Origin of the sequence: Streptomyces sp. NBC_00523, assembly GCF_036346615.1 — a bacterium.
Classification (GTDB): domain Bacteria; phylum Actinomycetota; class Actinomycetes; order Streptomycetales; family Streptomycetaceae; genus Streptomyces.
Window position 1 is genome coordinate 4,290,970 of the sequence record NZ_CP107836.1, and the last position, 26,153, is coordinate 4,317,122.

General features: G+C 71.6%; 20 protein-coding genes. 5 read left to right on the forward strand and 15 right to left on the reverse strand.

From position 1 onward, the window contains the following. Window positions 1–38: 38 nt before the first annotated feature. The 9 genes from OHS17_RS19525 to OHS17_RS19565 all read right to left on the reverse strand — a co-directional run bounded on the left by OHS17_RS19525 (window position 39) and on the right by OHS17_RS19565 (window position 11,990). A complete protein-coding gene (locus tag OHS17_RS19525) occupies window positions 39–2,753 on the reverse strand; it encodes a fumarate reductase/succinate dehydrogenase flavoprotein subunit (RefSeq protein ID WP_330313222.1) in 2,715 nt (904 codons plus the stop codon). Window positions 2,754–2,789: 36 nt separating this feature from the next. Next, a complete protein-coding gene (locus OHS17_RS19530; RefSeq protein WP_330313223.1) occupies window positions 2,790–3,533 on the reverse strand; it encodes an ABC transporter ATP-binding protein in 744 nt (247 codons plus the stop codon). Further along, window positions 3,530–4,390 carry an ABC transporter permease gene (locus OHS17_RS19535; RefSeq protein WP_330313224.1) on the reverse strand — a complete coding sequence of 287 codons (861 nt, stop codon included), beginning with the start codon at window positions 4,388–4,390 and terminating at the stop codon, window positions 3,530–3,532. Before OHS17_RS19535 ends, OHS17_RS19530 begins: the two co-directional genes overlap by 4 nt. Further along, on the reverse strand, window positions 4,387–5,754 hold the full coding sequence (locus tag OHS17_RS19540) for an ABC transporter substrate-binding protein (RefSeq protein WP_330313225.1): 1,368 nt from the start codon (window positions 5,752–5,754) through the stop codon (window positions 4,387–4,389). The genes OHS17_RS19535 and OHS17_RS19540 overlap by 4 nt, the downstream gene beginning before the upstream one ends. A gap of 15 nt (window positions 5,755–5,769) precedes the next feature. Then, a complete protein-coding gene (locus OHS17_RS19545) occupies window positions 5,770–5,997 on the reverse strand; it encodes a 4Fe-4S dicluster domain-containing protein (RefSeq protein ID WP_018101329.1) in 228 nt (75 codons plus the stop codon). Between the two features lie 42 nt (window positions 5,998–6,039). Then, entirely contained in the window at window positions 6,040–6,810 is a 771-nt protein-coding gene (locus tag OHS17_RS19550) for a GntR family transcriptional regulator (RefSeq protein ID WP_330313226.1), read from the reverse strand. Between the two features lie 165 nt (window positions 6,811–6,975). Next, on the reverse strand, window positions 6,976–8,208 hold the full coding sequence (gene fahA, locus OHS17_RS19555; RefSeq protein WP_330313227.1) for a fumarylacetoacetase: 1,233 nt from the start codon (window positions 8,206–8,208) through the stop codon (window positions 6,976–6,978). A gap of 278 nt (window positions 8,209–8,486) precedes the next feature. After that, on the reverse strand, window positions 8,487–10,481 hold the full coding sequence (locus tag OHS17_RS19560; RefSeq protein ID WP_330313228.1) for a CocE/NonD family hydrolase: 1,995 nt from the start codon (window positions 10,479–10,481) through the stop codon (window positions 8,487–8,489). 9 nt (window positions 10,482–10,490) lie between these two features. Further along, on the reverse strand, window positions 10,491–11,990 hold the full coding sequence (locus tag OHS17_RS19565) for a peptide MFS transporter (protein WP_330313229.1): 1,500 nt from the start codon (window positions 11,988–11,990) through the stop codon (window positions 10,491–10,493). A gap of 156 nt (window positions 11,991–12,146) precedes the next feature. On the opposite strand from OHS17_RS19565, the gene OHS17_RS19570 reads away from it, so the two are divergent. The 5 genes from OHS17_RS19570 to OHS17_RS19590 all read left to right on the forward strand — a co-directional run bounded on the left by OHS17_RS19570 (window position 12,147) and on the right by OHS17_RS19590 (window position 17,390). Then, entirely contained in the window at window positions 12,147–13,157 is a 1,011-nt protein-coding gene (locus OHS17_RS19570) for a polyprenyl synthetase family protein (protein ID WP_161206734.1), read from the forward strand. 227 nt (window positions 13,158–13,384) lie between these two features. Continuing rightward, on the forward strand, window positions 13,385–14,638 hold the full coding sequence (locus OHS17_RS19575; RefSeq protein ID WP_330313230.1) for a LolA family protein: 1,254 nt from the start codon (window positions 13,385–13,387) through the stop codon (window positions 14,636–14,638). Window positions 14,639–14,712: 74 nt separating this feature from the next. Beyond that, complete coding sequence (locus OHS17_RS19580; protein WP_330313231.1) at window positions 14,713–15,693, forward strand: ABC transporter ATP-binding protein; 981 nt, start codon at window positions 14,713–14,715, stop codon at window positions 15,691–15,693. Beyond that, the gene (locus tag OHS17_RS19585) at window positions 15,680–16,606 is read left to right on the forward strand and encodes an ABC transporter permease (RefSeq protein ID WP_330313232.1); all 927 of its coding nucleotides are present in this window, start codon (window positions 15,680–15,682) and stop codon (window positions 16,604–16,606) included. Before OHS17_RS19580 ends, OHS17_RS19585 begins: the two co-directional genes overlap by 14 nt. Before the next feature lie 193 nt (window positions 16,607–16,799). Then, complete coding sequence (locus tag OHS17_RS19590) at window positions 16,800–17,390, forward strand: TetR/AcrR family transcriptional regulator (protein WP_018101320.1); 591 nt, start codon at window positions 16,800–16,802, stop codon at window positions 17,388–17,390. Window positions 17,391–17,406: 16 nt separating this feature from the next. Here OHS17_RS19590 and OHS17_RS19595 read toward each other — a convergent pair whose 3' ends face one another. The 6 genes from OHS17_RS19595 to OHS17_RS19620 form a co-directional block, all read right to left on the reverse strand. After that, window positions 17,407–18,228, reverse strand: coding sequence for a hypothetical protein (locus tag OHS17_RS19595; RefSeq protein ID WP_330313233.1), 822 nt, complete (start codon window positions 18,226–18,228; stop codon window positions 17,407–17,409). Window positions 18,229–18,311: 83 nt separating this feature from the next. Continuing rightward, complete coding sequence (locus tag OHS17_RS19600; RefSeq protein WP_330313234.1) at window positions 18,312–22,772, reverse strand: golvesin C-terminal-like domain-containing protein; 4,461 nt, start codon at window positions 22,770–22,772, stop codon at window positions 18,312–18,314. Between the two features lie 220 nt (window positions 22,773–22,992). Beyond that, entirely contained in the window at window positions 22,993–23,535 is a 543-nt protein-coding gene (locus OHS17_RS19605; protein WP_330313235.1) for a hypothetical protein, read from the reverse strand. Then, window positions 23,526–24,080 carry a hypothetical protein gene (locus tag OHS17_RS19610; RefSeq protein WP_330313236.1) on the reverse strand — a complete coding sequence of 185 codons (555 nt, stop codon included), beginning with the start codon at window positions 24,078–24,080 and terminating at the stop codon, window positions 23,526–23,528. The genes OHS17_RS19605 and OHS17_RS19610 overlap by 10 nt, the downstream gene beginning before the upstream one ends. A gap of 224 nt (window positions 24,081–24,304) precedes the next feature. Further along, complete coding sequence (locus OHS17_RS19615) at window positions 24,305–25,111, reverse strand: HAD family hydrolase (protein ID WP_330313237.1); 807 nt, start codon at window positions 25,109–25,111, stop codon at window positions 24,305–24,307. A 73-nt stretch (window positions 25,112–25,184) separates the two neighbouring features. Then, window positions 25,185–26,111 (reverse strand): quinone oxidoreductase family protein, encoded by a 927-nt coding sequence (locus OHS17_RS19620; RefSeq protein WP_330313238.1) that lies wholly within the window; start codon window positions 26,109–26,111, stop codon window positions 25,185–25,187. Window positions 26,112–26,153: the final 42 nt, after the last annotated feature.

Sequence of the window (26,153 nt, forward strand, 5' to 3'; positions counted from 1 at the left end):
CGGGAACCGGAAGCGGCTCCCCTGAACGTGTGGACGACTCACGCGCCCTTGACCGCCACCCCCCGCCCCGCATACGCCCGCACGTCCGCGTCCGGGTCCGAAACCGCTCCCGCCAGCGCCTCCCCGGCCCCCGGGGCGTCCCGGTGACGGAGCAGCGCCAGGACCGCCGCCTTGCGGACGTCTGCGTTCGGGTCGTCCAGCGCCCCGGCCAGCGGGCCCACCGCGCGCCCCGGATCCGCCGAGGTCAGCCCCCTCGCCGCGCCCGCGCGGACCTGCCAGGCCGGGTCTGTCAGGGCGGCGGTCGCGCGGGCGGCGTACGCGCCCGGGCAGCCCGTGTCCGCCAGCGCGCCCAGGGCCGCCGCGCGGACCAGCGCGTCCGGGTCGTCCAGGAGCGGGGCGAGCGGGGCCGGGGCGGGGGAGTGGACGGCGGCCAGGCCCTTCGCCACCGCGACGCGGACCTCGCGGGCCGGGTCGTCCGCCGCGCGGGACAGGCCCTCCACCGCGTCCACCGAGACAAGCGCCCGCACGGTCTCCACCCGGACGCCGAGGTCCGGATCGCCCAGCGTGCCCGCGTACAGCTCCGCGTCGCCCAGCCGCAGCGCCCGCAGGGTGTCCAGGGCGGCGGCGCGGACCACCGCGTCGGCCGAGGAGAGCGCGGCGACCAGCGGGGTGCGGAGCTCCAGGGACGGGGGCAGGACCTCGACCAGTTCGCGCAGGGACGCCGCGACGGCCGCGCGCACGGCGGCCGACGGGTCGCCCAGGGCCGTGGCCAGCGCCGGGCCCGCGCCCGGCGGGGTGGACTCCGTGAGCGCGGCGACGGCGGCCCGGCGGACGGCGGGGTCCGGGTCGTCCAGGTACGGGGTCAGCGACGCCAGGTCCGGTGCGCCCTCGCTCAGTGCCAGCAGCTCCAGGATGCGCGGCGAGGTGGAGACGGCCGGTTCGGAGGCCGTCTCCACGGGAGGACGCACCGACACCGGAGCCGCCTCCCGCGCCCCCGCCGTCCCCACCCCCACCGGCTCCACCGCGCCGATCCGCCGCACCGGCCCCCCGGCCGGGGCGAACCCCTCCACCGGGACCAGGTACGGCGCCACCGGACGCGCGGTGAACTCCATCGCCCCGGACGCCGACTTGTACAGGTCCAGGTGGTGGAACCAGTCCGCGTCGTCCCGCTCCGGATGGTCCGTGCGCTCGTGGTAGAGCCCCCAGCGGGATTCCGTGCGGGCGAGCGAGGATCGCGCGGCCATCTCCGCGCAGTCGCGGATGAACGACACCTCCGCGCACCGCATCAGCTCGTGCGGGGTCTTCGCGCCCATCTCCGCGAGGTCCGTCCGCATCCGCTCGAAGGATTCCAGGGCGATCGACAGCCGCGCCCCGGACTTCGGCGGAGCCACGTAGTCGTTCACGAAGCGGCGCAGCTTGTACTCGACCTGGGGCTGCGGCGGCCCGTCCGGGTTGCGCAGCGGCCGGTAGACCAGCTCGTGCGCCGCCCGCAGCTGGTCGGCCGGCAACTCGCCCTCGTACGCCGTGAAACGGGCCGCGTCCGCGCCCGCCAGGTCGCCGAAGACGAACGCGCCGATCATGTAGTTGTGCGGGACGCAGGCCAGGTCACCGGCCGCGTAGAGGCGGTCCACCGTGGTGCGGGCGTGGTCGTCCACGCGGACGCCGGACGCCGAGTGGCCGCCGCAGAGGCCGATCTCGGAGATGTGCATCTCGATGTCATGGGTGCGGTAGTCGTGACCGCGCCCCGCGTGGAACGTGCCGCGCGTCGGGCGCTCCGTGGAGTGCAGGATCGTCTCCAGCGCGCTGACGGACTCCTCCGGCAGATGGCTCAGCTTGAGGTAGACGGGGCCCCGGTCGGAGGCCACCTCCGCCGCGAACTCCGCCATCATCTGCCCCGACCAGTAGTCGGAGTCGACGAACCGCTCGCCGTGCCGGTTGACCTGGTAGCCGCCGAACGGATTGGCGACGTACGCGCAGGCCGGGCCGTTGTAGTCCTTGATCAGCGGGTTGATCTGGAAGCACTCGATGCCGGTCAGATCGGCGCCCGCGTGGTACGCCATGGCGTAGCCGTCGCCCGCGTTGGTCGGGTTCTCGTACGTACCGTAGAGATAGCCGGAGGCCGGCAGGCCGAGGCGGCCGCAGGCGCCCGTGGCGAGGATGACGGCGCCCGCGCGGACCGTGACGAACTGCCCGGTGCGGGTGTTGAAGCCGGCCGCGCCGATCGCCCGGCCGTCGTCACCGGTGAGCACGCGCACGGGCATGACCCGGTTCTCGATGCGGATGCGCTCCCGCATCTCGCGCCGCCGCAGCTGCCGGTAGAGGACCTTCTTCACGTCCTTGCCCTCGGGCATCGGCAGGACGTACGAGCCGGAGCGGTGGACCTGCCGGACCGCGTACTCGCCGTGCTCGTCCTTCTCGAACTTCACCCCGTACGACTCCAGGCGCCGCACCATGCCGAAGCCGCGCGTCGCGGTCTGCCGGACGGTCGACTGGTCCACGATGCCGTCGTTGGCGCGGGTGATCTCCGCGACGTAGTCGTCGGGTTCGGCGCGGCCCGGGATCACCGCGTTGTTCACGCCGTCCATGCCCATGGCGAGCGCGCCGGAGTGGCGGACGTGCGCCTTCTCCAGGAGGAGGACGGAGGCGCCGTGCTCGGCGGCGGTGAGGGCCGCCATCGTGCCGGCCGTACCGCCGCCGACCACCAGCACGTCGCAGGAGAGTTCCTCGGCGTCCGCGAGGGCGGGGATCTGCACGGGAAAGCCTTTCGGGAAGGGAAGTTCGAGGAGAGTTCAGAGGGTGGTGAGGGATTCCAGGACCTCGCGGCGCAGCGCGACCGTCGCCGGATCGGTGTGCGCGGCCCGTTCGCGCGGACGCGGCACCGGCAGCACCCGGCCGCCCGGCAGCAGCGCCACCCGGTCGCCGAGGAACAGCGCCTCGTCCACGTCGTGCGTCACGAACACCACCGTGGCGCCGCTGCCCCGGAGCACTTCGACCAGGAGCTGCTGCATACCGGCCCTGGTCTGGGCGTCCAGCGCCCCGAACGGCTCGTCCATCAGGACCGCCCGGGGCCCCGCCGCGAGCGCCCGGGCCAGCTGGACGCGCTGGCGCTGCCCGCCGGAGATCCGGTGCGGCAGCTTTCCCGCGTGTTCGGCGAGCCCGACCCGGGACAGCCACTCCCCGGCGCGGGCCCGCCGCTCGGCGCGCCCCACGCCCCGGATGGCCAGGGGCAGTTCGACGTTGGCCCGGACGGTGCGCCAGGGCAGCAGCGCGTCGTCCTGGAAGACGAGGGCGCGTTCGGCGCGGGGCCCGGTGACGGGCGCGCCGTCCTCCGTGACCTCGCCGCCGAGCGGGGGCAGCAGCCCGGCCAGGGTCCGCAGCAGCGTGGACTTGCCGCAGCCGGAGGGGCCGACGACGGCCAGGATCTCGCCGGGCACGACGTCGAGGTCGATGCCGTCCAGGACGGGCGCGCCGGTCCGGCCGAGCGTGGCGCCGCGCAGCGTGAGGCGCAGCCCGTAAGTCGTGTCAGCCGTCATGAGCGCACCCGTTCCTGTGCCGTACGGACCGAGGGGGCGGCGGGGGCCGCCGGGGCGGGGCGGCGGCGCGCGGGGGAGGCCGGGCGGCTCTCCGTGCGCGGCAGCCAGCGCGTCAGCCGGCGGCCAAGGAGCTCCACCGCCGTGGAGGTGAGCCAGCCGAGCAGGCCGATGGTGGCCATGCCGACGAAGACCCCGGGGTAGTCGACCACCGTGTAGTCCTGCCACGTCCGGTAGCCGACCCCGTACTCGCCGGAGATCATCTCGGCGGAGATCACGCAGATCCACGAGACGCCGATCCCGACGGACAGGCCGCCGAGGATGCCGGGGAGCGCGCCGGGCAGCACCACGGACCACAGCACGCGCCGCCGCCCGCCGCCCATGGTCAGGACGGCCTCCTCCCAGACCGGGGTCAGCGCGCGCACCGCGTGCCGGGTGGAGACCATGACCGGGAAGAACGCGGCCGTGCACGTGATGAAGACGATGCCCTGCTCGTTGCTCGGGAAGAGCAGGATCGCGACGGGGACCAGCGCGATCGCCGGGACGGGCCGCAGCACTTCGAGGACCGGGCCCAGCAGATCGGCGGCGATCCGGGAGCGGGCGACGGCGGTGCCGACGGTGACCCCGAGGACGGCGGCCAGCGCGAAGCCGGTGACGATCCGGGTCAGGCTGTCGGTCAGGTCCTGCCAGTACGTGTCGCCCGCGACCCGGTCCGCGAACGCGCGCGCGATCTCGCCGACCGTCGGGAACTGCTCGAAGCGCAGCCACAGATTGACGTCGTACGTGGTCAGCGCCTGCCACAGTCCGAGCACCGCCGCCAGCGAGAGCACCCGCCGCACGGGCGACCACCGCCCGCTCATGACGCGGACCCGGCGCGTTTCAGCGCGTCGGCGTAGGAGACGGTCCGGGCGCCGGGGTGCGCCGCCACATCGGCGCGGGCGGCCGACCCGGTGACGTACGGCCGCAGTTCCGGGCCGTCCGCGACCCACACCGCGCGGTCCGCGAACCACAGCGTCCCGGTCTTCGCGTCGGGGACGTACGCCGCCCGGACGGCGTCCCGGCGCGCGGCCACGTACCGCAGCACTTCGGCGGAGGTGGCGAAGGCCGTGGTGGCGTCCTTGCCCTTCAGCCACACCTCTCCGCCGCGCCGGGCGGGCGGTCCGGCGGCGAGGGCCTTCGCATAGCCGGAGCCGTACACCCGCTTGATGTAGCGGTCGTCCACGAAGGCGTCCACGTCGACGTCGCCGACGAGCTTCGCCGAGGCCAGCACCGGGACGTCCTTCTTCAGGGCGGCGATGAGCGCGGGCTTCAGCGTGGGGTCGAAGGTGGCGATGCCCTGGGCGCCGTTGTAGAGGTGGACGACCTCCGCCGGGAGGCCGGTGGCCTTCGCGACGGACTCCGAGGCGGTGACGGGGTGTTCGTGGAGATAGGCGGTTGCCCGGCCCTGGGCGCGCAAGAAGTCCTCCACCACGGCGGACCGCTTCTCCGCGAACTCCTCATTGACCGTGACGCCGTGGAAAGTCGGCAGGTTCAGCTCGGCGCCGTCGTACAGCGCCTTGGCCCGGCCCTGGAAGGCGAGCAGCCCCGGCCAGGCCACGAACTGCGACAACGCGTCCGCGCTGCCCGCCTGAAGCGCCGAAGCCCCCACGGCAGGCTGCTGGTTGAGCTTGCGGATGTCCTTCTCCGGGTCGAGCCCGGCCTGTTGCAGAGCGCGTACGAGGGTGCCGTCGGCGGCGGAGCCGACGCTCGTGGACACCTTCTTGCCGCGCAGGTCGGTGAGCGTGCGGAGTGGCGAATCCGGCCCGGTGACGACGGTGTTGAGGCCGCCGGACAAGTTGTAGCCGGTGACCGAGACGAGCCGGGTGGGGCGCTTCAGCTGGACGCCCCGGGCCGCGTTGATCAGCAGCGGGAAGTCGCCCATCGAGCCGATGTCGATCTTCCCGGCGGTCATCTGGGCGGTGATCGGGGCCCCGGTGGCGTAGTCCTGCCACTCCACCTTGTACGTGACACCGTCCCGCTCGCCGCGCTTGCGCAGCTCGTCCTCGAAGTAGCCGAGGGACCGCAGCAGGGTGCCGGCGGTGACGGTGTTGATGGTCCGGGACTGGTAGCCGACGGTCACCGTGACCGTACCGCTGTCGTCCGCGCTCGCCCCGCCGCCGCAGCCCGTGGTGAGCGTGAGGAGCAGCGCGGCGCCGGCCAGGGCGCCGGGTGCTGTGCGTCGCATGGGAGTCGGGGCCTTTCAGCGCAGGAGATAGGGCATGTTGACGGTGACCGCCCCGGTGGGGCAGCGGGCGGCGCAGGGGCCGCAGTACCAGCACTCGTCCACGTGCATGTAGGCCTTGCCGCTGTCCTGGTGGATGGCCAGGGAGTCGAGCGGGCACATGTCGACGCACAGGGTGCATCCGTCGATGCACTTCGACTCGTCGATGGTCACGGGCACGTCGGCCCGCTGGGGCGCCAGAGGCATGGCGGGGCTCCAGGGAGGGTGTCGAAAGAAGGGGTATGGGGCTCAACAGGCGCGGTGCAGCACGCCGTTCATGCTGATGCGGTCGCCGCGGAAGCGGATGAACTCCAGGTCCACGGGCCGGCCGTCGGCGAGCCGGGTCAGCCGTTCCAGCATCAGGACCGCGGATCCGTGCGGGACCTCCAGGACGGCGGCGGAGTGCGCGTCGGCGTTGACGGCCTCCAGAGTGATGTCGGCGTCGCCGAGCCGCTGCCCGGTCAGGGACTCCAGCAGCCGGAAGACGTCGGTGTTCTCCAGGTCGGCGCCGAGCAGCCCGGTGCCGAGGTCCATCGGGACGTAGGTGAGGTCGAGGGAGAGCGGCAGCCCGTTCAGCAGGCGGCGGCGCTCGATGTAGAGCACGTCGGTGTGCTCGGCGAGCCCGAGCCGCCGGGCGACCGGGGCCGGGGCGGGGACGGGTCCGACGGTACGGACCTCGTTGGTGACCCGGCCGTGCTCGCGCAGGGTCTCCGCCAGGCCCTGGAGCCGGTCGAGCGCGTGCGGGTACTTCTCGGCGACGACGACCGTGCCGACGCCCGGCTGCCGCTCGACCACCCCCTCGCCGCGCAGCAGGTCGAGGGCCTGGCGGACGGTGTTGCGGGAGACGCGGTAGTCGCGCCCGATGGTGTCCTCGTACGGCAGGACGCCGCCGGGGAACGCACCCGTGCGCACCTGGTGGCGCAGCAGGTCGGCGAGGAGCCGGGCGCCGTCCGCACGCAGCCGGCGCCGGCGGGCGGCGGCGACGGGCACGGTGTGCTCGCGGGTGCGTTCGGCTGGCATGCGGTGGACCATAGCGGCGGGGTGCGGGAGTTGGTGTTGCCGCAGTGTTGCGCCATCAACGGACCCCGGCGGTACGCTTCTGACCTGCGGTGACGGGACCGGCCGGGGCGAGATCCGCCACCCGCCGGTCCGGCATCCGGACCGTCCCCGCCCGGTCCGCCGCGCTCACTCCGCGGGCACGACCCGCCCCGAGACCTCGCCCAGGCCCACCCGGGTGCCGTCCGGCCCCGGGGCCCAGGCGGTGAGGGTCACCGTGTCGCCGTCCTCCAGGAACGTGCGCTTGCCGTCGGGCAGTTCCAGCGGGTCGCGGCCGTTCCAGGTCAGCTCCAGGAGGCAGCCGCGCTGGGACGGCTCGGGGCCGCTGACGGTGCCGGAGCCGAAGAGGTCGCCGGTGCGCAGCGAGGCGCCGTTGACCGTCATCTGGGCGAGCTGCTGGGCGGCCGTCCAGTACATCGTGGAGAACGGCGGCTCCGCGACGACGTGCCCGTTGACCGCGACGGAGATCCGCAGGTCGTAGCCGCCGGGCTCGTCCTCCTCCGCGTCCTCCAGATAGGGGAGCAGCGGGAGGTCGCGGGCGGGCGGTGCGGTGCGGGCGGCGTCCAGCGCCTCCAGCGGGGTGACCCAGGCGGAGACGGAGGTCGCGAAGGACTTGCCGAGGAACGGGCCGAGCGGGACGTACTCCCAGGCCTGGATGTCGCGCGCCGACCAGTCGTTGAGCAGCGAGAGCCCGAAGACGTGCTCGCGGAAGTCCGTGAGGGCCACGGGCTTCCCCTGCTCGGACGGGGTGCCGACGACGAAGCCGACCTCCGCCTCGATGTCGAGCTTCACGGAGGGGCCGAAGACGGGCGCCGGGTCGGCCGGTGCCTTGCGCTGGCCCGCCGGGCGGACCACATCGGTGCCGGAGACCACGACGGTCCCGGCGCGGCCGTGGTAACCGATCGGCAGGTGCTTCCAGTTGGGCGTGAGCGGCGCGTCCGCGTCGGGCCGGAAGATCTGGCCCACGTTGGTGGCGTGGTGCTCGCTCGCGTAGAAGTCCACGTAGTCCGCGACCTGGTACGGCAGATGCAGCGTCACCGCGTCCAGCGGGTGCAGCAGCGGCTCCATGTCGGCGCGGTGCGCCGGGACCGTGACCCACGCGGTCAGCGCCCGGCGCACATCGCGCCAGGCGGTGCGCCCGGCCGCGAGCAGGGCCATCAGGTCCGGCTGGGCCAGGAGTTGGGCGTACGGCGAACCGAGGGCGAGCGCGGCGGCCCCGGCGTCCAGGACGTGGTCGCCGATGCGGACGCCGACGCGCCGCTCGCCCGGGCGGTCGGGGGTGGAGAACACGCCGTACGGCAGGTTGTGCGGGCCGAAGGGGTCGCCCTCGGGCACATCGAGCGGACTGCTCTGCTCGGGCATCGTTCGCTGCCTCGCTTTCCGGGTCGCTTAGGAACAACGTTACGACCTCACCCGCGATTGTCAGCGGCGTCGCGGCGCCTGGGACCTCCGCCTCCGGCGTTGTCGTCGGTCGCGATGGCTCCGCCATCACTCCCTCCTCCGCCTTGGATTCGAAGGCCCCAGGCGCCGCTCCTTCTCCCGCTGACAATCGCGGGTGAGGTCGTTACGTCGGGACGACTGCCGTACGGCAGCTCCCCAACCATCCCCAATGCCCCGGAAAGTACGCCTCACATGCGACGTCACCCGGACGTGCGCGGGATGCTCTTCTCCCAGGTCCGGTGGAAGACGACCTCGCCGCCCTCGGTGCAGACGACCTCGTTGACGGTGTGGAAGTCGTCCGCGTCGGCGGTGATCTCGGAGCGGGTGTCGATCTGCACGTCCCAGGCCATTTCGGGCCGGTGCAGCCGGATCGTCCAGTCGGACCGGGTCCGTGCGGAGAGCGGGTCGCCCTCCTGGATGGTGTACTTCTCCACCGCGTTCTCGGTGAACTCCAGCCCGTCCGGGTAGACCCGCGTGCCGCCGTAGCGGGGGTCCACCTCCATCCGCCACTCGCCCTTGGCGACATCGCGGACGACGAGCCGTTCGGGGCGCGGCTCGTCCAGTGTCTCCGGGTAGACCACGCCCAGCGGCTCGGACTGCTCGGGCTCCTCGAAGCGGATGGCGGGGTCCTCGGTGTGCCGCCGCACCGGGAGCTCGACCAGGCTGCCGTCCGCCTCCAGGGTGAAGCCCGCCGAGCCCGCCTGCGGCCAGATCCAGGGCCAGTACGAGGACGAGACGGCGAGCCGGATGCGGTGGCCGGGTGGGAAGGTGTGCCCGATGCCGTTCAGCTCGAAGGTGACGTCCTCGGTGGCGCCGGGCGTCCAGTCCTCGGTGCGGTCCCGGCCCTTCCGGGCGGCGAGGTTGAGCGCGCCGCGGGTGACGAGGGTGGAGGAGCCGTCGGGGGCGACGTCGCAGAGCCGGGCGACGGCCTGGCCGCGCGGCGCGTCCATTGTGATGCGGAGGCTCACCCGGGGGCGGCCCAGGATCTCGATCGGCGCCTCGGCCACCGGGAATTCGAAGCAGACCGACTTGGCGTCCTCGTCGCGCTGGTCCGGCGGCAGGTCGGCGTCGTTGCCGAAGGGGAAGAACCGCCCGGCGTCCAGCCCGGTCTGCTGCGGCGAGTGGACGATCTGCGGCCCGCCCTGGAGGGCGTACGCCACCGGGGTGACGTTCTCCGAGGGCCAGCTGGTCTCGCCGACCCAGCGGCCGGGCAGCGTCTCGTACACCGTGGCGGGCGGGTGCGACTCGCTGATCCAGGACCGCAGCAGCGGCTCCTCCATCACCCCGGTGTCCTCGTCCTTCAGGTGCTGGTCCCACCAGCGCAGGGTCTCCTGGAGGAAGCCGATACCCGGTCCGGGCGGCAGCCCCCGGTCGGGGTACTGGTGCGACCAGGGGCCGATGATCCCGCGCACCTTCGCCGGGTCCAGGTGCTCGACCAGCCGCAGGACGGTGTCGCGGTACGGGTCGTGCCAGCCGCCGACCGCGAGGACGTTCGCCTTGATCGCGGAGTAGTCCTCGCAGACGCTGCCGTGCTTCCAGTAGGCGTCCCGGGTCTGGTGCGAGAGCCAGGTGTGGATGAAGGGGTCCACCGCTTCGAGCCGGTCCAGCCACATCTGCCGCCAGTCGTCGCCGACGTCCGCCGGGTCGGGCGGGCGGCAGACGAAGGCCAGCATGGTGGCTGCCCAGGCGTGCATGTCCACGGCGAGGACCGAGCCGCCCATGTAGTGGACGTCGTTGTCGTAGCGGTCGTCCGCCGAGCACACCGTGACGATCGCCTTCAGCGGTTCCGGGGCCAGCGCGGCGATCTGGAGCGAGTTGAAGCCGCCCCAGGAGATCCCGAACATGCCGACCCGGCCCGAGCACCACTCCTGCCGGGCCAGCCAGTGGACGACCGCGACCCCGTCGGCCAGCTCCGTCGCGTCGTACTCGTCGCCCGGCATGCCCTCGCTGTTGCCGTGCCCGCGCACGTCCACCCGGACGGAGGCGTAGCCGTGTCCGGCGTACCAGGGGTGGCGCTGCCAGTCGCGCGGCGCGGTCCAGTCGCTCAGCCGGTACGGCAGGTACTCCAGCAGCGCGGGCACGGGTTCGTCCGTGACCGGCCGCCAGATCCGGGCGTACAGCTGGGTGCCGTCCGGCAGCGGGATGTAGAGGTCCTCGTGGGTCGTCTCGTACGGGAACGCGGTCTGGATGTGCATGGGCGTACCTCAGTGGACGGGGTGCATCGTGCGCCTGAGCCAGGGTGCGGCGGCGATGACGGCCACGCCGGCCACCACCGCGACGGCGCCGTTGACACCGAAGTAGGCGGGGTTGGACACCTCGCCGTACAGCTTCACGATCTGGGCCTGGATGCCGTTGGCGAGGGCCAGCGAGAGGAACCAGAGGGCCATGGTCTGGCTGGCGAACGCCTTCGGGGCGAGCTTGGTGGTCGCCGACATGCCGGAGGTCTCCAGCAGGATGTCGCCGAGCCCGAGCAGCAGATAGGAGCCGACGATCCACCAGGCGGCCATCTTGTAGGTGTCGCCGGAGTGCCCGGAGGTGGGCAGGACCATCAGCAGAAAGGAGAGACCGCCGAGGATGACCCCGATCGCGATCTTGTTGGACGCGTGCGGCTGGCGCGGCCCCATCCTCGCCCAGACGGCCGCGACCACCGGGGCGAGCAGCACCTCGAAGGCGCCGAGCGCGGAGGCGTACCAGCTCGCCGGGAAGTGGAAGCCGAAGATCTCCGTACGGGCGTTGGTCGACGCGAGCAGCATCATCGTCGAGTACGCCTGGAAGAGGATGAAGTTGAACACCACGGACGCCAGGAACAGCACCACGTACGGGCGCAGCCTGCCGCGCTCCTCGGCGGTGACCCGGGGGCTGCGGAACATCACCACGAAGTAGACGACGGGTGCGATCACGGAGATCAGGGTGAGCAGGTCCACGAAGCGGTCCATGGTCAGCCAGCCCGCCAGGGCCAGCGCGGTCGCCACGGCCGCCACCACGACCGCCCCGACGGCGATGAGCAGGACCGCCCGGCGCATGGGTCCGGGGGCCAGCGCGTATTCGGCGGCGTGCTTTCGCCCGGCCAGGTGACGGCGGCCCGCCACGTACTGGATGAGGCCCAGCGTCATGCCGAAGGCGGCGGCCGAGAAGCCCCAGTGCCAGCTGGCGTGGTCACCGAGCCAGCCGGTGATCAGCGGACCGAGGAGCGCGCCGATGTTGATGCCCATGTAATAGAGGGCGAAGCCCGCGTCCCGGCGCTCGTCGTCCGTGCGGTAGAGCTTGCCGACCATCGTCGCCACATTGGGCTTCAGCAGCCCCGTACCGGCGCTGATCAGGCCGAGGCCGACCCAGGTCATCGCGTCGGTGGGCACCGCCATGGCGTAGTGCCCGCAGGCGATCAGGATGCCGCCGTACAGCACCGCCCGGTACGAGCCGAGGATGCGGTCGGCCAGCCAGCCGCCCGCCACCGAGACCAGATAGACGAGCGTGCCGTACGCGGCCGAGACGGAGGCGGCGGTACCGGCCTCCATGCCCATGCCGCCGTTGGCGACCGTGTCCGCGAAGTAGAGGACCAGGATCGCCTGCATGCCGAGGAACGAGAACCGCTCCCATACCTCCAGGCCGGACAGGGTCATCAGACCCCGTGGCTGGCCGAAGAAGGCGTGGTCGTCGGCCGGGGGCGGCTGCGCCGGTTCGGTGTCTGCTGCTGTGTGGGACAAAGCGGCAACTCCTGATCGTATGAGCTGATCCCGAACATACCGGCGGTGGCGGGAAGGCGCCCACGGTGATCCAAAGGGGACCGGATACGCTGACTTGAGTGGTGACAACGACACATCGACATTCCGTGTGATCGTCAGCAGACAGGAGATCCCCTCGTGACCGTCGTCGGGCCGTTCGGACTGAGCGTGCGGGACCAGGCTCTTGAAGCCGGTGTCCAGGCCGGTTTGGCTGCTGTCGAGTCGGGCCTGCTCGATGCCACCAAGAGCGACGTGCCCTTCATCACCGAAGCCGCCCAGCACCTGGTGCGCGCGGGCGGCAAGCGGTTCCGGCCGCTCCTCGCGATGCTCGCCGCCCAGTTCGGCGACGCCGAGGCGCCGGGCGTGGTGCCCGCGGCCGTCGTGGTCGAGCTGACCCACCTCGCGACGCTGTACCACGACGACGTCATGGACGAGGCAGATGTACGGCGCGGGGTCGACAGCGCCAATTCCCGCTGGGGCAACTCGGTCGCCGTGCTGACCGGCGACTTCCTCTTCGCCCGCGCCTCGCACATCCTGGCCGACCTCGGCCCGGAGGCCGTCCGCATCCAGGCGGAGGCGTTCGAGCGCCTGGTCACCGGCCAGATCCTGGAGACCGCGGGCCCGCGCGACGGCCGCGACCCGGTCGACCACTACCTCGAAGTGATGCGCGGCAAGACCGGCTCCCTGATCGCCGTCGCCTGCCGCTTCGGCGCGCTGATGTCCGGCGCCGACGACTCCGCGGTGGACATCCTCACCCAGTACGGTGAACGGCTCGGCGTGGCCTTCCAGCTCGCCGACGACGTCCTGGACATCGCGTCGGACTCCCACGAGTCCGGCAAGACCCCCGGCACGGACCTCCTGGAGGGCATTCCGACCCTCCCCGTCCTCCACCTCCGGGCGCAGGCCGCGGCGGACGGCAAGCCCGACGACCTGGCCCTCGTGGAGCTGCTCGACGGCGACCTCGGCGACCCGGACCGGCTCGCGGAGGCGCTGCGCCTGCTGCGCGCCCACCCGGCGCTGGCCCGGGCCCGGCAGGACACCGTCCGGTACGCCCAGGAGGCGCGGGCCGCGCTGAAGCCGCTGCCCGAGTGCTACGCGAAGCTCGCCCTGGAAGAGATGTGCGACGCGGTGGTCCACCGCGCCGGCTGACGGACCCGGAGCCGGTGACCGCCCAACCCCTACTGGACGGCGGAGAAATGGCCCTCCACCGTCATACCGAAGAGGTACGCGAGGTTGCTCCCGGGGGCTGACGCTTCGGGCCGCCCGATTTGGTCAGATGGAGAACAACCACTCCTGACCAAAACGGGTGAGAATGGCGGCACGGAGTGGACGAGTGCATCCCGACGGAAGCCGCCGACCACGGAGGTAGGGCACACATGGCACCGAACGACAGCGCGGAGACCAACGGCACGGCCGCCCGGAGGCCCGCCGGCCGCCGCAAGGCCGCGCGTTACATCGTCCCCGTAGCGGTGGCGGGGGTGGCGGCCGCGACGATCGGCCTGGTCCCGGCGCTCGCCAGCTCGGGCGACCCCGATCTGCCGAAGATCACCGCTCAGGAACTCATCGAGAAGATCGCCGCCTCGGACACCGAGCGGTTCTCCGGCACGGTGAAGATCAGCACGGACCTGGGCATCCCCTCCATGGGCGGCCTGGCCGGCTCCTTCCTGTCCGGCGCGGCCGAGGGCGGCGACGGCGGCAAGGGCGGATCGAGCGCCGACCCGCAGTCCAAGCTCACCGAGCTGGCCTCCGGTACGCACACCCTCCGGGTGGCCGCCGACGGCCCCGACAAGCAGCGCCTGTCCGTCCTGGACCAGGCGTCCGAGTACAGCCTCATCCACAACGGCGACGACGTCTGGGCCTACGACAGCGGCTCCAACGAGGTCTACCACGCGGACGGCAAGGGCAAGGGCAAGGCGCCGCACGGCAAGGAGCAGGCCGCCCCCGAGGGCGTCCCGACCACCCCGAAGGCGCTCGCCGAGGAGGCGCTGAAGGCCGCCGACGGCACCACGTCCGTCTCGGTCGACGGCACCGCGCGGGTCGCCGGGCGCGACGCGTACCGCCTGGTCCTCAAGCCCGAGCAGAAGGGCTCCACGGTCGGCTCCATCACCGTCGCAGTGGATGCGGAGAACGGCGTGCCGCTGAAGTTCACGCTGCAGCCCAGCAGCGGCGGCAAGGCGGTCGTGGACGCCGGGTTCACCTCCGTCGACTTCGGGAAGCCCGCCGCGTCCTCGTTCGCCTTCACCCCGCCCAAGGGCGCGAAGGTCACCGAGGCCGACGACGCCAAGGCCGAGGGCCACCAGAAGGAGGCCCGCAAGGCCGCCGAGAAGGCCCAGGGCGACCTGGGCAAGTTCGAGGGCGAGGGCGCCCCGAAGATCATCGGCAAGGGCTGGAACAGCATCGCCGAGTTCAAGACGCCCGGCGGCGCGGCGCTGCCGTCCAAGGCGTCGAAGGGCGTCCCGGCCGAGGCCCAGCAGTTCCTGGACGCGTTCGGCGACAAGGTCAGCGGGAAGTTCGGCTCGGGCACGGTCTTCAAGACCCGCCTGATCAACGCGCTGATGACGGACGACGGCCGCGTCTACGTGGGCGCGGTCACCAAGGACGCGCTGGTCGCCGCCGCCAACGCGGGCTGACGCTCCTGCGCCCGCCCCGCCGTGCGTGCCGCGCGGCGGGGCGGGCGCGACCGTACGACCAGTGGGGAGCACGCATGGCAGGGTCCGACGCCGAGCCCCTCGGGCAGCCCGGGGCGCCCGGCACCGCACCCGTCATCGAGACGCGCGGCCTGACCAAGCGCTACCGGGGCGGCCAGCTCGCCGTGGACGGGCTGGACCTCACCGTGCCCGGCGGCAGCGTCTTCGGCTTCCTCGGGCCCAACGGCTCCGGCAAGACCACCACCATCCGGATACTCATGGGCCTGATCGCCCCGACCTCCGGCACCGCGAGCGTCCTCGGCCGCCCCATGCCGGCCGCCGCGCGCACCGTGCTCCCCGAGGTCGGCGCGCTGATCGAGGGCCCGGCGCTGTACGGGTTCCTGAGCGGCCGGGACAACCTCCTGCGGTTCGACCGGGCCGACCCCACCGCCGACCCGCGCACCCGCGCCGCCCGGGTCGGGGACGCGCTGGACCGGGTCGGGCTCGCCCCGGCGGCCGGCAAGAAGGCGCGCGCGTACTCGCTGGGCATGAAGCAGCGCCTCGGCCTCGCCGCCGCCCTGCTCCGGCCGCGCCGGCTCCTCGTGCTGGACGAGCCGACCAACGGCCTGGACCCGCAGGGCATGCGCGAGATCCGCGCCCTGGTCCGGGAGCTGGCGGCGGACGGCACCACGGTCTTCCTGTCCTCCCATCTCCTGGACGAGATCGAGCAGGTCTGCACGCACGCGGCGGTGATGGCCCGGGGCCGCCTCCTCACGCAGGGGCCGGTCGCGGGCCTGGCCACGGGCGGCCGCCTGGCGGTCACCACGCCGGACCCGGCGGACGCGGCGCGGGTGCTGAAGGAGCAGGGCGTCACGGGCATCACGGTGGACGGCGACCGGATCCGCGCCGACGCCCCGCCGGGCACGGTCGATCCGGCCGATCTCAACGCGGCGCTGGTGCGGGCGGGCGTCCGGGTGCGCGCGTTCGGCGTGGAGCGGGCTTCGCTGGAGGACGCGTTCGTGGCCCTGACGGGAGAGGGATTCGATGTCGCAAGCTGAGGGGGCGGCCGGGGCTGCCGAGGAGCCGGACGCGGAGGCCGAGAGCCCCGTCCGCGCGGACGCCGCCCGAAACCCCCTCCGGACCCTCGGCATCCTCCGCTCCGAGCTGGTCACCACCCTGCGCCGCTGGCGCACCCTCGCGCTGGTCGGTGTGCTGGCGGCCGTTCCCGTCCTGATCGGGATCGCCGTGCGCATCGAGACGGCGGACGGCTCATCGGCGGGGGCCGGGGGAGGCGGCGGCGGACCGGCTTTCCTGTCCCAGGTGACCAACAACGGGCTCTTCCTGGTCTTCGCCGCGCTCGCCGCGACGCTCCCCGTCTTCCTGCCGATGGCGGTCGGCGTCATCGCGGGCGACGCGATCGCGGGCGAGGCCAACGCGGGGACCCTGCGCTATCTGCTGGTCGCCCCGGCCGGCCGGACACGGCTGCTGCTCGCGAAGTACGCCGCGACACTCGGCTTCTGCCTGGTCGCGACCCTCGTGGTGGCCGCGTCGGCGCTGGCGGTGGGCGCGCTGCTGTTCCCGGTGGGCGACGTCACGACGATCTCGGGGACGACGATCGGCTTCGGTGAGGGCCTGGTGCGGGCGGGGGTCGTCGCGGTTTTCGTGGCGGCGTCCCTGACCGGCTTCGCGGCGCTCGGACTGTTCGTCTCGACGCTCACGAACAGTGGCATCGCGGCGATGGCGGCGACGGTCGGCGTGCTGATCACCGTCCAGATCGTGGACACCATCCCCCAGCTGAGCGGGGTGCACCCCTACCTCTTCCCGCACTACTGGCTGTCCTTCGCGGACCTGCTGCGGGAGCCCGTCTACTGGGACGAGCTGCTGAAGAACCTCGAACTCCAGGGCCTGTACGTGGCGGTGTTCGGCTCTGCGGCCTGGGCCCGGTTCACCACGAAGGACATCACGGCGTGACGGGGACCGGCGCCCGTACCGTCGGCCGGCGAGCCGTCCCCCGATCGGCTCGTCGCGGCACGAACGGCACGAACGGCGCGGAAAACAGAGGGAACGAGCCGACACGGTACGTTCCGTTTCCGCCAGAGCATTGTTCGACTTGTAGCGACGCACTGTCAATAAGGTTTGGCTCAAACAGTCCTATGCTCACCGAATGAACACATCGCCGAGTTCACTGCGCAGGAGCGAGAGCTCACGCAGGGCGACCCTGCAAGCCGCCCTCGACCTCTGTACGGAGAGGGGCTACGGGCGGGTCACGGTCGAGGCGATCGCGGCGCGGGCGGGCGTGAGCAAGAAGACGATCTACCGCTGGTGGCCGTCGAAGAGCGCGGTCCTGTTGGAAGCCTTTACGGAGATGCTGGTCTCGGCGACCCCGTTCGTGGACACCGGCGACATCGCGAAGGACCTGCGCACCCACCTCACGGGCGCGGTGAACGTCCTCGCCGTACCCCCCTTCGGCCCGGCCTACGCGGGCATCCTCTCGGAGCTCCACCACGACGACCAGCTGGCCGAAACGGTTCGCACGCAGCTCATCGACCCCCGCTTCCAGGAGGCGGTCGGCCGGCTGCGGAGCGCCCAGGAACGGGGCCAGATCCCCCCGGACGCGGACCTGGATCTCGCGGTCGAGATGCTCTACGGCCCGCTGTACTACCGCCATGTGCTCCGCAAGCCGATGCAGGACGCGGAGGACGTGGGGAAGCTGGTGGACCACGTGCTGCGGGCGCTGGGGGCGACGGCGGACTGAGGCGGGCGGCGGTTCCTCAGGAGGCTCCGGGCAGGCGAAGGTTCTCGTACTTCGGGTTGGGCTCCCCGCGCACCGCGCCCGTGACCTCGCCCGGGCACCCCTGCGGCGGGTGGCCGGGGACGTCGCGGACCTTGTAGTAGACGCAGACCAGCCGGGGCTCCTCCGTACCGTCGCCGTAGGGGAGCATCCGGGTCTCGCCGCAGGCCGGGCAGCGGGCGTCCGTGTGGAGGAGGGTCCTGGGCTCCGTGAAGACGTGAGGCAGGCGGTTCCGCGTCACGGCGGCCCGGGGCAGGGACAGGCCGTAGTGGTCGCCCAGGATGCGGTAGACGTCCGGCATTCCGGTGTCCTCGGACGCGTCGTCCCGGAAGACGCCGTGCGGGTGGGCGAGGAAACCGGCCTCCGCGACCAGGCGCCGGCTCACCGGATGATCGATGTCGTCCGTGCCGTACTCCCGCATCATCCACTCGGTCTCGCCGTTCACGGTCACCGTGACGGCCGGGGGGTCCATGGTGGTGTCCAGGATGTCCACGACCGTGTGGCGGGCCCTGAGGTCCCGGCCGGGGGCCAGCCGGTCGTCGCGGTGCCCCGCCTCGGGTGTCTCCAGGGCGAACGACCAGGCGCCCGCCGCCTCGCCCACCATCGCCCAGTCCGGCAGCTTCGAGGACCCGGCTCCGTGGAAGAACTCCAGGACCCCCGGGGTGGAGTCCGGATCGAGGAGCGTGCCCGGCCGTGCGCCCAGGTACCCCGCGAGAGTTTCGGGGGTGACACCCTTCACCAGGGTGAGGGAGTAGCCGTCCCGGCCCAGTTCGTCGTCCAGCCACGCGATTCCATCGTCCATGGCTGGCACCCTAGCCTGGCGTTCGTACGCCACAGGGGCCCGGCCATGGCGGCCGGGCCCCTGCTTCGGTCCGGGTCAAGCGGTCACGAGGGGCGCTTGGCCTCCAGCCAGTAGTTGTCTCCTTCGAGGACTCGGTTCTGCTTGCGCCAGCCCGGCATGTAGCTCATGGACTGGGTGTTCTGGTTGTTCGACATGCTGGAACGTCCACAGGGCTCGGTCCAGGTCGGCACGTGGGACCGCGGGTCGGGCTGGAGCCTCCACCGTCCGTCCGTACCGCGGATGGCGATCGTGTTCAGGCACTCCTCGCCCGAGGTGACCTGCTTCAGGTTCTTCCCGCCCCAGTTCTTCGGTGTCGCGGCGCTCTGCCAGCTCGCCGCGAAGGGGAACTCGTCGCAACTGGGCTTGTCGTTCGCGCCGAGTTCGGGTGACAGCGTCGCCAGTTTGTTGCGCTCCCATGCCGTCGGGCAGATCACGTCGCGGTTGTGGCTGACGATGCTCTTCTTGCTCGTCGGCGGATCGGGCACGAGGACGTCGTCGGTCAGGAAGGTCAACGGGTTGTTGCCCCGCAGCCCGTAGTGGCCGGGCAGCTTGTTCTGGATCAGCCAGGCGTGCGCGGCCGCCGCCGGGAACTTCTTCTCGTTCATGACGTACGTCGGCTTGTACGCGCTGAAGACGCAGCCCGGAGTGGCCTTCACGTCACGGTCGCACCGGACGTCCAGCTCCGACTTCTCAGCCGTCATCGGGTTGCTGGTGTCACCGGCCGCGGTTCCCTTGACCGTCAGGTACGGGCTGATCCGGCCCTGGTCATCGGTGGTGTTGTTCCACTTGATCTTCTGGGTGACCGTGGCCGTGTGGAGGTCGCCCGCGACGAAGGTGGGCGAACCGCTCCACACCGGAGACTGCTTCTCGCAGTAGCCGCGGCAGCCGAAGTCGATGTCCAGGGTCAGCGTGGGAATGGACATCGACGTCAGCTTGACCGACACGGTCTGGGTGAAGGTGTCGCTGTCCGGGTCGAGCGTGAACTCGTGCCGGAGGTCGAAGCTCGCCTTCGGCGTGCCGGTCGTGGTCCCCCTGAACTGCAGGTCGTCCCCGAGGCACGCGTCGGTGCGGGTGTAGTCCAGGGACCTCGTACCGATGGAGCAGCTCAGAGCGGACAGGGTGGACGCCGAACCGCTCGACGTCTTGGCGGACTTGAGGTCCGTCGCCGGCGTGGACGACAGGTGCAGCCCCTCCGAGCCGGTCACGGAGCGCGCCGCGCCGGGGAGACCGGAGACGGTGGGAAGCACACTGAAGTAGTCGCCCGAGATGCTCTGGGGCGGCTCGACCGGGGCCGGGTCCGGGGCCGTGATGTCCGGGTCGCCGAAGGTCAGGTCCTCGGGGATGCCGGAGTAGTCGCCGGGCACGAACGCGAGGGCGTCGAAGGCGATGTCCGCGGAACCGTCACCCCCGTTGAAGTTGTGCAGGCTGACCTCGGGGGTCATGTCGTTGAAGAAGTACGCGCCGAGATCCACCCACTTGTTGGACTGGTTGGAGCTCTGGTCGATCGCCTTCACGGTCTCGCCGGCGGAGTGCTTGATGCGGTACTCGGCCTTGGAGGTCTGCGCCCCGTGGTCGGGGATGAAGGCATAGACCTTGGCCTGGCCGCTGTAGGCGGTGATCTTCTTGCCCAGTTTCCAGGTCCCGGTCACCTTCATCCGGTCGCCCGGCGGCGGGTACGACTCGGGGGACCGGGTGTGGGTGAACCAGAAGTGGTTGCCGTAGCCCGCGCCGATCTGGTGGGTGTCGATCTTGCCGGGGTAGGTGGTGACGGTCTGCCCGGTCTCCGAGTCGATGATGTCGGAGCCCTGGTACGTGAGCGTGAAGGTGCCGTCCGATTGCGCGGCTCCGCAGCCGCGTGAGGCCGAGCCCGCCGGCGTGGTGCCGTTCGGGATGTCGTCCACCACCAGTGCGTTCGACGGCAGGCCGCTACTGCACTTCGGCGGGTACGAGGCGGCGTCGGGCTGCTCCGGGTAGCTGGTGTTGAACCGGTGCACCTGGTGGCCGCACTCGGCCTGCTTGTCGCAGTCCTTCCACTCGGCGGACTTGGCCCACCAGCAGTGCAGCCAGTGCGGGTTGGTGTCGCTGTCACCGGCGTCCAGAGAGCAGGCGCCCATGCCGGGGTCGTTGGAGTCGCCGTCGGAGATCTTCGACGGATCGCAGGAGTTGGACGCGTCGCAGAAGGTGTCCAGCGGCGGCTTCACGGCCGCGCGCTGGAGGTCGCTGTTCCACCAGGCGGCCAGATAGCCGGGCTTGAAGTCACCGGGTCCGAACATCGCGGAGATCGGACGCGCGGCCCAGCCGAGCACCTTCTCCTCGTACGGCCAGTCCTGCGGGTGCGCGGCGTGGGAGTAGTCGTCCAGGTGCGGGTCCACCGCGTGCTGGAGGAAGGGGACCCGGTTGGCCTTCCACAGCGGGTTGGCGGGGTTGTTGGTCCAGCCGAGGCCCTTGTGGCCGCCGGAGTCGGCGGCCGGGTAGAAGCCGGAGTTGTACGCCCACAGCGCGAAGAACCAGTTCTCGATCCACTGCGGGTGGCCGTCGTTGACCGCCATCTCCTGGCCGTGGAGATCGTTCCACTTGCGGGAGAGGATGGTCACGCCGTAGGCGATGTTCGCGGCGTAGTCCAGAGCGACCGCTTCCTGCGTGGCCGGCGGCAGGGCGGTCTCGCCCTCCTTGGTCTTGCCCGCGAGCCGCATGCCGTCGGTGGCCTGGGTGATGCCGTAACCGCAGTCCGCCTCGGAGAAGTTGATGCGCCAGGGGTCGGCCTGGTCGCCGTCGGCGGTGTACTGGGTGCCGTAGTAGTTGCCGATGAGGCTGTTGGAGGTGACGCCGGGGACGGCGAAGCGGGTCGCCTGCCACATGTTGGATTCCTGCGCGGTGACGCCGAGCATCACCTGCGAGGGTATGTGCCACCGGTCGGTGACGTCCGGGTCCTCGTTGTCGAGGGTGCCGTTGGGGTCGCCGGCCAGGGTGATCGGCGGGAACAGCCCCTGCGGGGTGTAGCTGTCCATGCCGGTGTTCTTCCAGTTCGCCGGCCGGTTCACGTGCAGCTCACCGACGACGGCCTGGTCCACGGCCCATTCCACCTGGCGCGGGGTCGGCTGGAACGCCTGCTTGCGTACGTCGTTGCGGGCCACCGCGCAGTAGCGCTCATCGGTGCCCTCGCTGGGCCCGGTCGGCGACGCGGCCAGTGCTTGCGTACGGAAGCTCTGGGCGGACATGCCGTCGTTGCCGGGACCGGCCGACGGCTTCTTCCCGGAGGGGACGCCGAGGGCCGGGGAGGGCTCGGCGCCGGCCGCTGCCTTCTCCGCCGATAGCCGGGGGGTGGCGTCCAGTTCGGTGTGCTTGCCGGTGGCGACGACGTCCAGGGTGATGCGCGCGTCGCGGGCCTGCTGGGCCTCGTCGGGCGTGATCATGCTGGTTCTGCCGTCGGCCCAGGACGTGGAGACGCCCGCGTGGCCGAGGCTCGACATGCGGGCGCCCTTGGCGAGTTGCCCCGGGTTCCGCACCGAGCGGGGGAGCTTCCCCTTGCTCTTGGCCTTCCCGGTGAGGAAGACCGTGCCGCCGGGGGTGGCCGACAGGTCCCAGTCGGCCAGCTTTCCTTCGGCCACCGTCCTGGGGCTGGTCCGGCCGCCCTTGACCTGTCCGGAGTCCAGGTGCTTGGCCCAGGACTTCGCCGTCGCCTTCTTCCCGGCGTCGGCTTCCCGGTCGATGAAGGTCACGCCGTCGCCGCTGTCGGCCGCGATCTGGAACGGCACGTGCTTCGTCGTGGCGAGGACGGTTTCCTTCCGCCCGTTGATCCGGACGAGCTTGTTTCCGTGACCCGCCACGATGCCGTGCCGGGTCGGGACGGCGGAGGTGACCTGCCCCGGGAAGGCCACCGGCGCGGACTGCTTGCCGGTCGCCGCGTCCACGGTGATCAGGCGGGTCCGCTGCGCGGTGTCCCCGTCGTGGCTCAGCTGGGTGAACACCACGTCGTCCCCCGTACCGCAGCCCGGGGAGAAGTAGGCGAGCGACGCCGTGAACGGCAGCTTGGTGACCTTGCCGCTGCCCAGGTCGACGACGGCGGTGAACGCGCCGCGCACCATCAGTTCCGGGTTGTTCGTGAACGTCCGGGGCGCGTAGGCGACGGCCGCGTACGCACCGGACCCGGTGACACACGTGTTGCCTATCCAGGTGTCCGAATCGAATCCGGTCTCACGCAGCGTGGCCACCGTGGTGAACGCGTAGCCGTCCTTCTCCTTTCCGGCCAGGAGATGGAAGCCGGTGCCGTCACCGGAGGTGGACAGGGCCACGTCCTTGGAGGAGGCGTAGGCGTCGCCCAGGACCGCGGCACGGTCCTTCCCGCTCACCTCGCGGGGCTGATGACCGGCCTTCGGCAGGCTCTCACCCCCCTGTACGGCGTCGGCGGGGACCTTGGGCCCCTGGGCCTGCGCGGAGGCGGACAGCAACGAGCCGAACATCGCCGTCGCCGCCGCTATCACCACCACGCTTTTTCGGCGTTTCATGCGCACCGTCAAGGATTCCTCATCACTGATTCTGCGCGACGACCTCAGTGACACCGCCGGGCCGTCGCGCTCGCGGGGCCCCGAATGGGGTCCCCGCACCGACCCGGCCGGTTATCCGACCAGGGATTCTCATATCTCCATCGCGAAAAGGAGCGGCGCGTGCACTGGGCAACGCGTATCTGCTCCGCATAGAAATCCGGCCGACTCCGCGTGGGCAGGGTCAGTACCCTATGACCGAATCGATGTAAATCTTTGGGTCGTCCGGAGATTCGCCGTCAGGGAAATCGCCCATGACGGTCGTGGTTTCTCTTCCCGTCCGGCCGGGGGCCAGGTTCGGGAAGTCGAAATTCGTGGTCCTCACCCACTCCTTGCCATCGCCTATGCTGACGGTGACCTTGAGATTGAGTGTCGAACTTCGATGATTGGTGATGTTGCAGGCGACGTTGAATCCGAGTTCGCTGCGAGTGGCCCGGACCTCCACGTCGCCAACGGTGACGACCTTCGTCCTCCCCGCATGACTGATAACCGGCGACGGCTCCGGGCTTTCCCGCGGGTCCTGCTCCGGATCGTCCTCCGGACCCGCCTCCGCGACTGGGGCGCTCTGCGCGTCGCTCGGCCCGGCGGAAACCGGCGGGCTCATGGAGGGCGGCGGGGCAGAGGGGGGACTGGAATTCGAGCACCCCGTGGTCAGCGCGGCAACGAGCGCTGCTGCGCCCCAGACTGCGGGGCGCAGCAGATCCCGGCGCAATGGCGTCAGTTGCACGCGCCGATGCCGAGGTAGTTGTCAACCACTACCTTGGTGCCGACCTTCATGTAGGAGTACGTCTGCCCGCAGTATCCACGGTCCTGATAGAGGGGACCGGCGTAGCTGCTGAAGGTTCCCGAGTCCTCGACGTCCGGAGTGGCGGTGTAGTTGTCCGACAGCTTGAGCCGCATCGAGTGCGCGACCCCGGTGTCGTTGAAGAACACGGCACAGATCGGCTTGTCGTAGTAGCTGCTCCCCGTGGTCTTCCCGTTCGTCCACGTGTACGTCGTGCCGTACGTTCCGTAGCGGGCCGCGCTGACGGAGATGGTGTAGCCCGCTCCGCACACATTGGCGGAAGCCGCGGCAACCTTTGCGTCGGCCGCAATGATTTCCTTTGTCGCGTCGTTCGCCTGCTTGTCGACCGTGACCCCCTGAATGTTCACGGTCGCGACCGGCGCACTGCCTGCCGAAGCGGTTCCTTCGCTCGCCGATGCCGTGGGCGCAGCCACGGTTGCGACGAGAAGGGCGGCGCTGACGCCGACAAGTCCTATGGAAATCTTCATTCCCCCCCCTAGGTGTAAGCACCAAGTGACCTTGGCGTGTGGAGAGTATCCCAACCCGTACACACTTTGCCAGGCCTTTCCTTTCGGCCACTGCGCAGGAATGGGTATTTGGCATTGCATTTGACATTCCGTTGGATATCAATTGCAAGATGCCATATGGGAGGACAAAGGGGACGTTGGTCACCACGAAGGCGACGGGGTCGCCGCCGGGGCCGGCCGGCGCTTCAGCCGAAGAGGCGTTCCAGGACGACCGCTATCCCGTCCTCCTCGTTGGAGAGCGTCACCTCGTCGGCCGCCGCGCGGAGCTCCGGGTGGGCGTTGCCCATGGCGACGCCGTAGCCGCAGCTGCGGAACATCGGCAGGTCGTTGGGCATGTCGCCGAAGGCGATGGCGGTGCGCGGGTCGACGCCCAGCTCCTCGGCGGCGAGCGCGATTCCGGCGCCCTTGTCGATGCCGTACGGCTGGAGCTCGACGGTTCCGGGGCCCGAGTGCGTCACCGTGGCGAGGTCTCCGACGACCGCGCGGGCCTCGGCGGTCAGCGCCTCGTCGCTCAGCTCGGGGTGCCGGATGAGCACCTTGATGACGGGCTCGGCCCACAGCTCGTCCCGGTGCCGGGTGCGCTGTGCGGGGAGCGTGGCGTGCGGCAGCCGGTAGCCGGGCTCGATGAGCGTGCGCCCCGCGGCCCCGTCCTGGTCGACGGCGGCGAAGACCTGTCCCACCTGGGCCTCGATCTTCCCGAGCGCGGCCCCGGCCGCCTCCCGGTCGAGCGTGACGGCCCGCACGGTGCGCCGCGCCCCGGCGTCGTACACCTGCGTCCCCTGACCGCAGACGGCCAGCCCCTCGTACCCGAGTCCGTCCAGCAGCTCCCGCACGCCGGGCACGGGCCGCCCGGTGACGACGAGGTGGCGGGCGCCCGCAGCGCGGGCCAGGGCGAGCGAGGCGCGGGTGCGAGGGCTGACGGTGTCGTCGCCGCGCAGCAGGGTGCCGTCCAGGTCGGTCGCGACGAGGGCATATGCGGGTGGGATGGGCATGGCAGCAAGCGTAGGCGCCCGCTTCCGGAGCCCCGGCGGAGTTGTGGCGGGGCGGGGGCGTGGGGTAGAGCGGCTACGGGACCGTCAGGACGACCTTGCCGCGGTTGAGGCGGTTCTCGATCGTCGCGTGGGCGAGGGCCGCGTCCGCCAGCGGGTGGGCCGCGTGAACGGCGGGGCGCAGGGTGCCCTCCGCGTGCAGCGCCCACAGCTCGGCGATCCAGGCGGCGTAGCGCGCGGGCCGGGTCCGGGCGATGTGGGCCACCTGGAAGCCGATGACCGACTTGCCGCCGACGAGGAGGTCGTACGCGTCGATCGTGCCGCCGCCCGAGCTGTACGCGACGAGGCGGCCGCCGGGGGTGAGTGCGAGGACGGCGCGGGGGAGGAGGTCGCCGCCGACCGCGTCCAGCACGATGTCGCAGGGCTCGCCCCAGCTCTCGTCCTTGTACGTCACCACCTCGTCGGCCCCGAGCGACCGCACGAAGTCCGCCTTCGCCGGATCGCCCACGGCCGCGACGACCCGGGGCGCGCCCCGGATCCGGGCGAGCTGGAGGGCCAGGTGCCCGACGCCGCTCGCGGCTGCTGTGACGAGGACCGACTCGCCCTTCTCCGGCCGCGCGGACTCCAGCGCCCCCAGCGCGACGACCCCGCTGCGGACGAGCGCGACGGCGTCCTGGGCGGTGGCCCCGGCGGGGACGGCCGACGCCATGGCCTGGTGGAGCACGGCGTATTCGGCGTACCCGTGCCCGAAGCAGAGACCGGTGACCCGGTCGCCGACGGCGTGCGCGTCCACCCCGTCCCCGAGCGCGACCACCTCCCCGGCGACCTCGCCGCCGAGTGGGACGGGCTCCCGGTTCTCGCGCACCTTCCGCACCACCGGGAGGGTGACGCCGACCGCCTCCACCTTGACGAGGAGTTCGCCGGGGCCGGGCGTGGGAACGGGCACGTCCTCCTCGAACAACACCTCGGGCCCGCCGCTGTGTTCGTACCGAATGCGCCGCATGGCGAGGACCTCCGACCGAGAGGGCTTTCATTGGGAGCACCA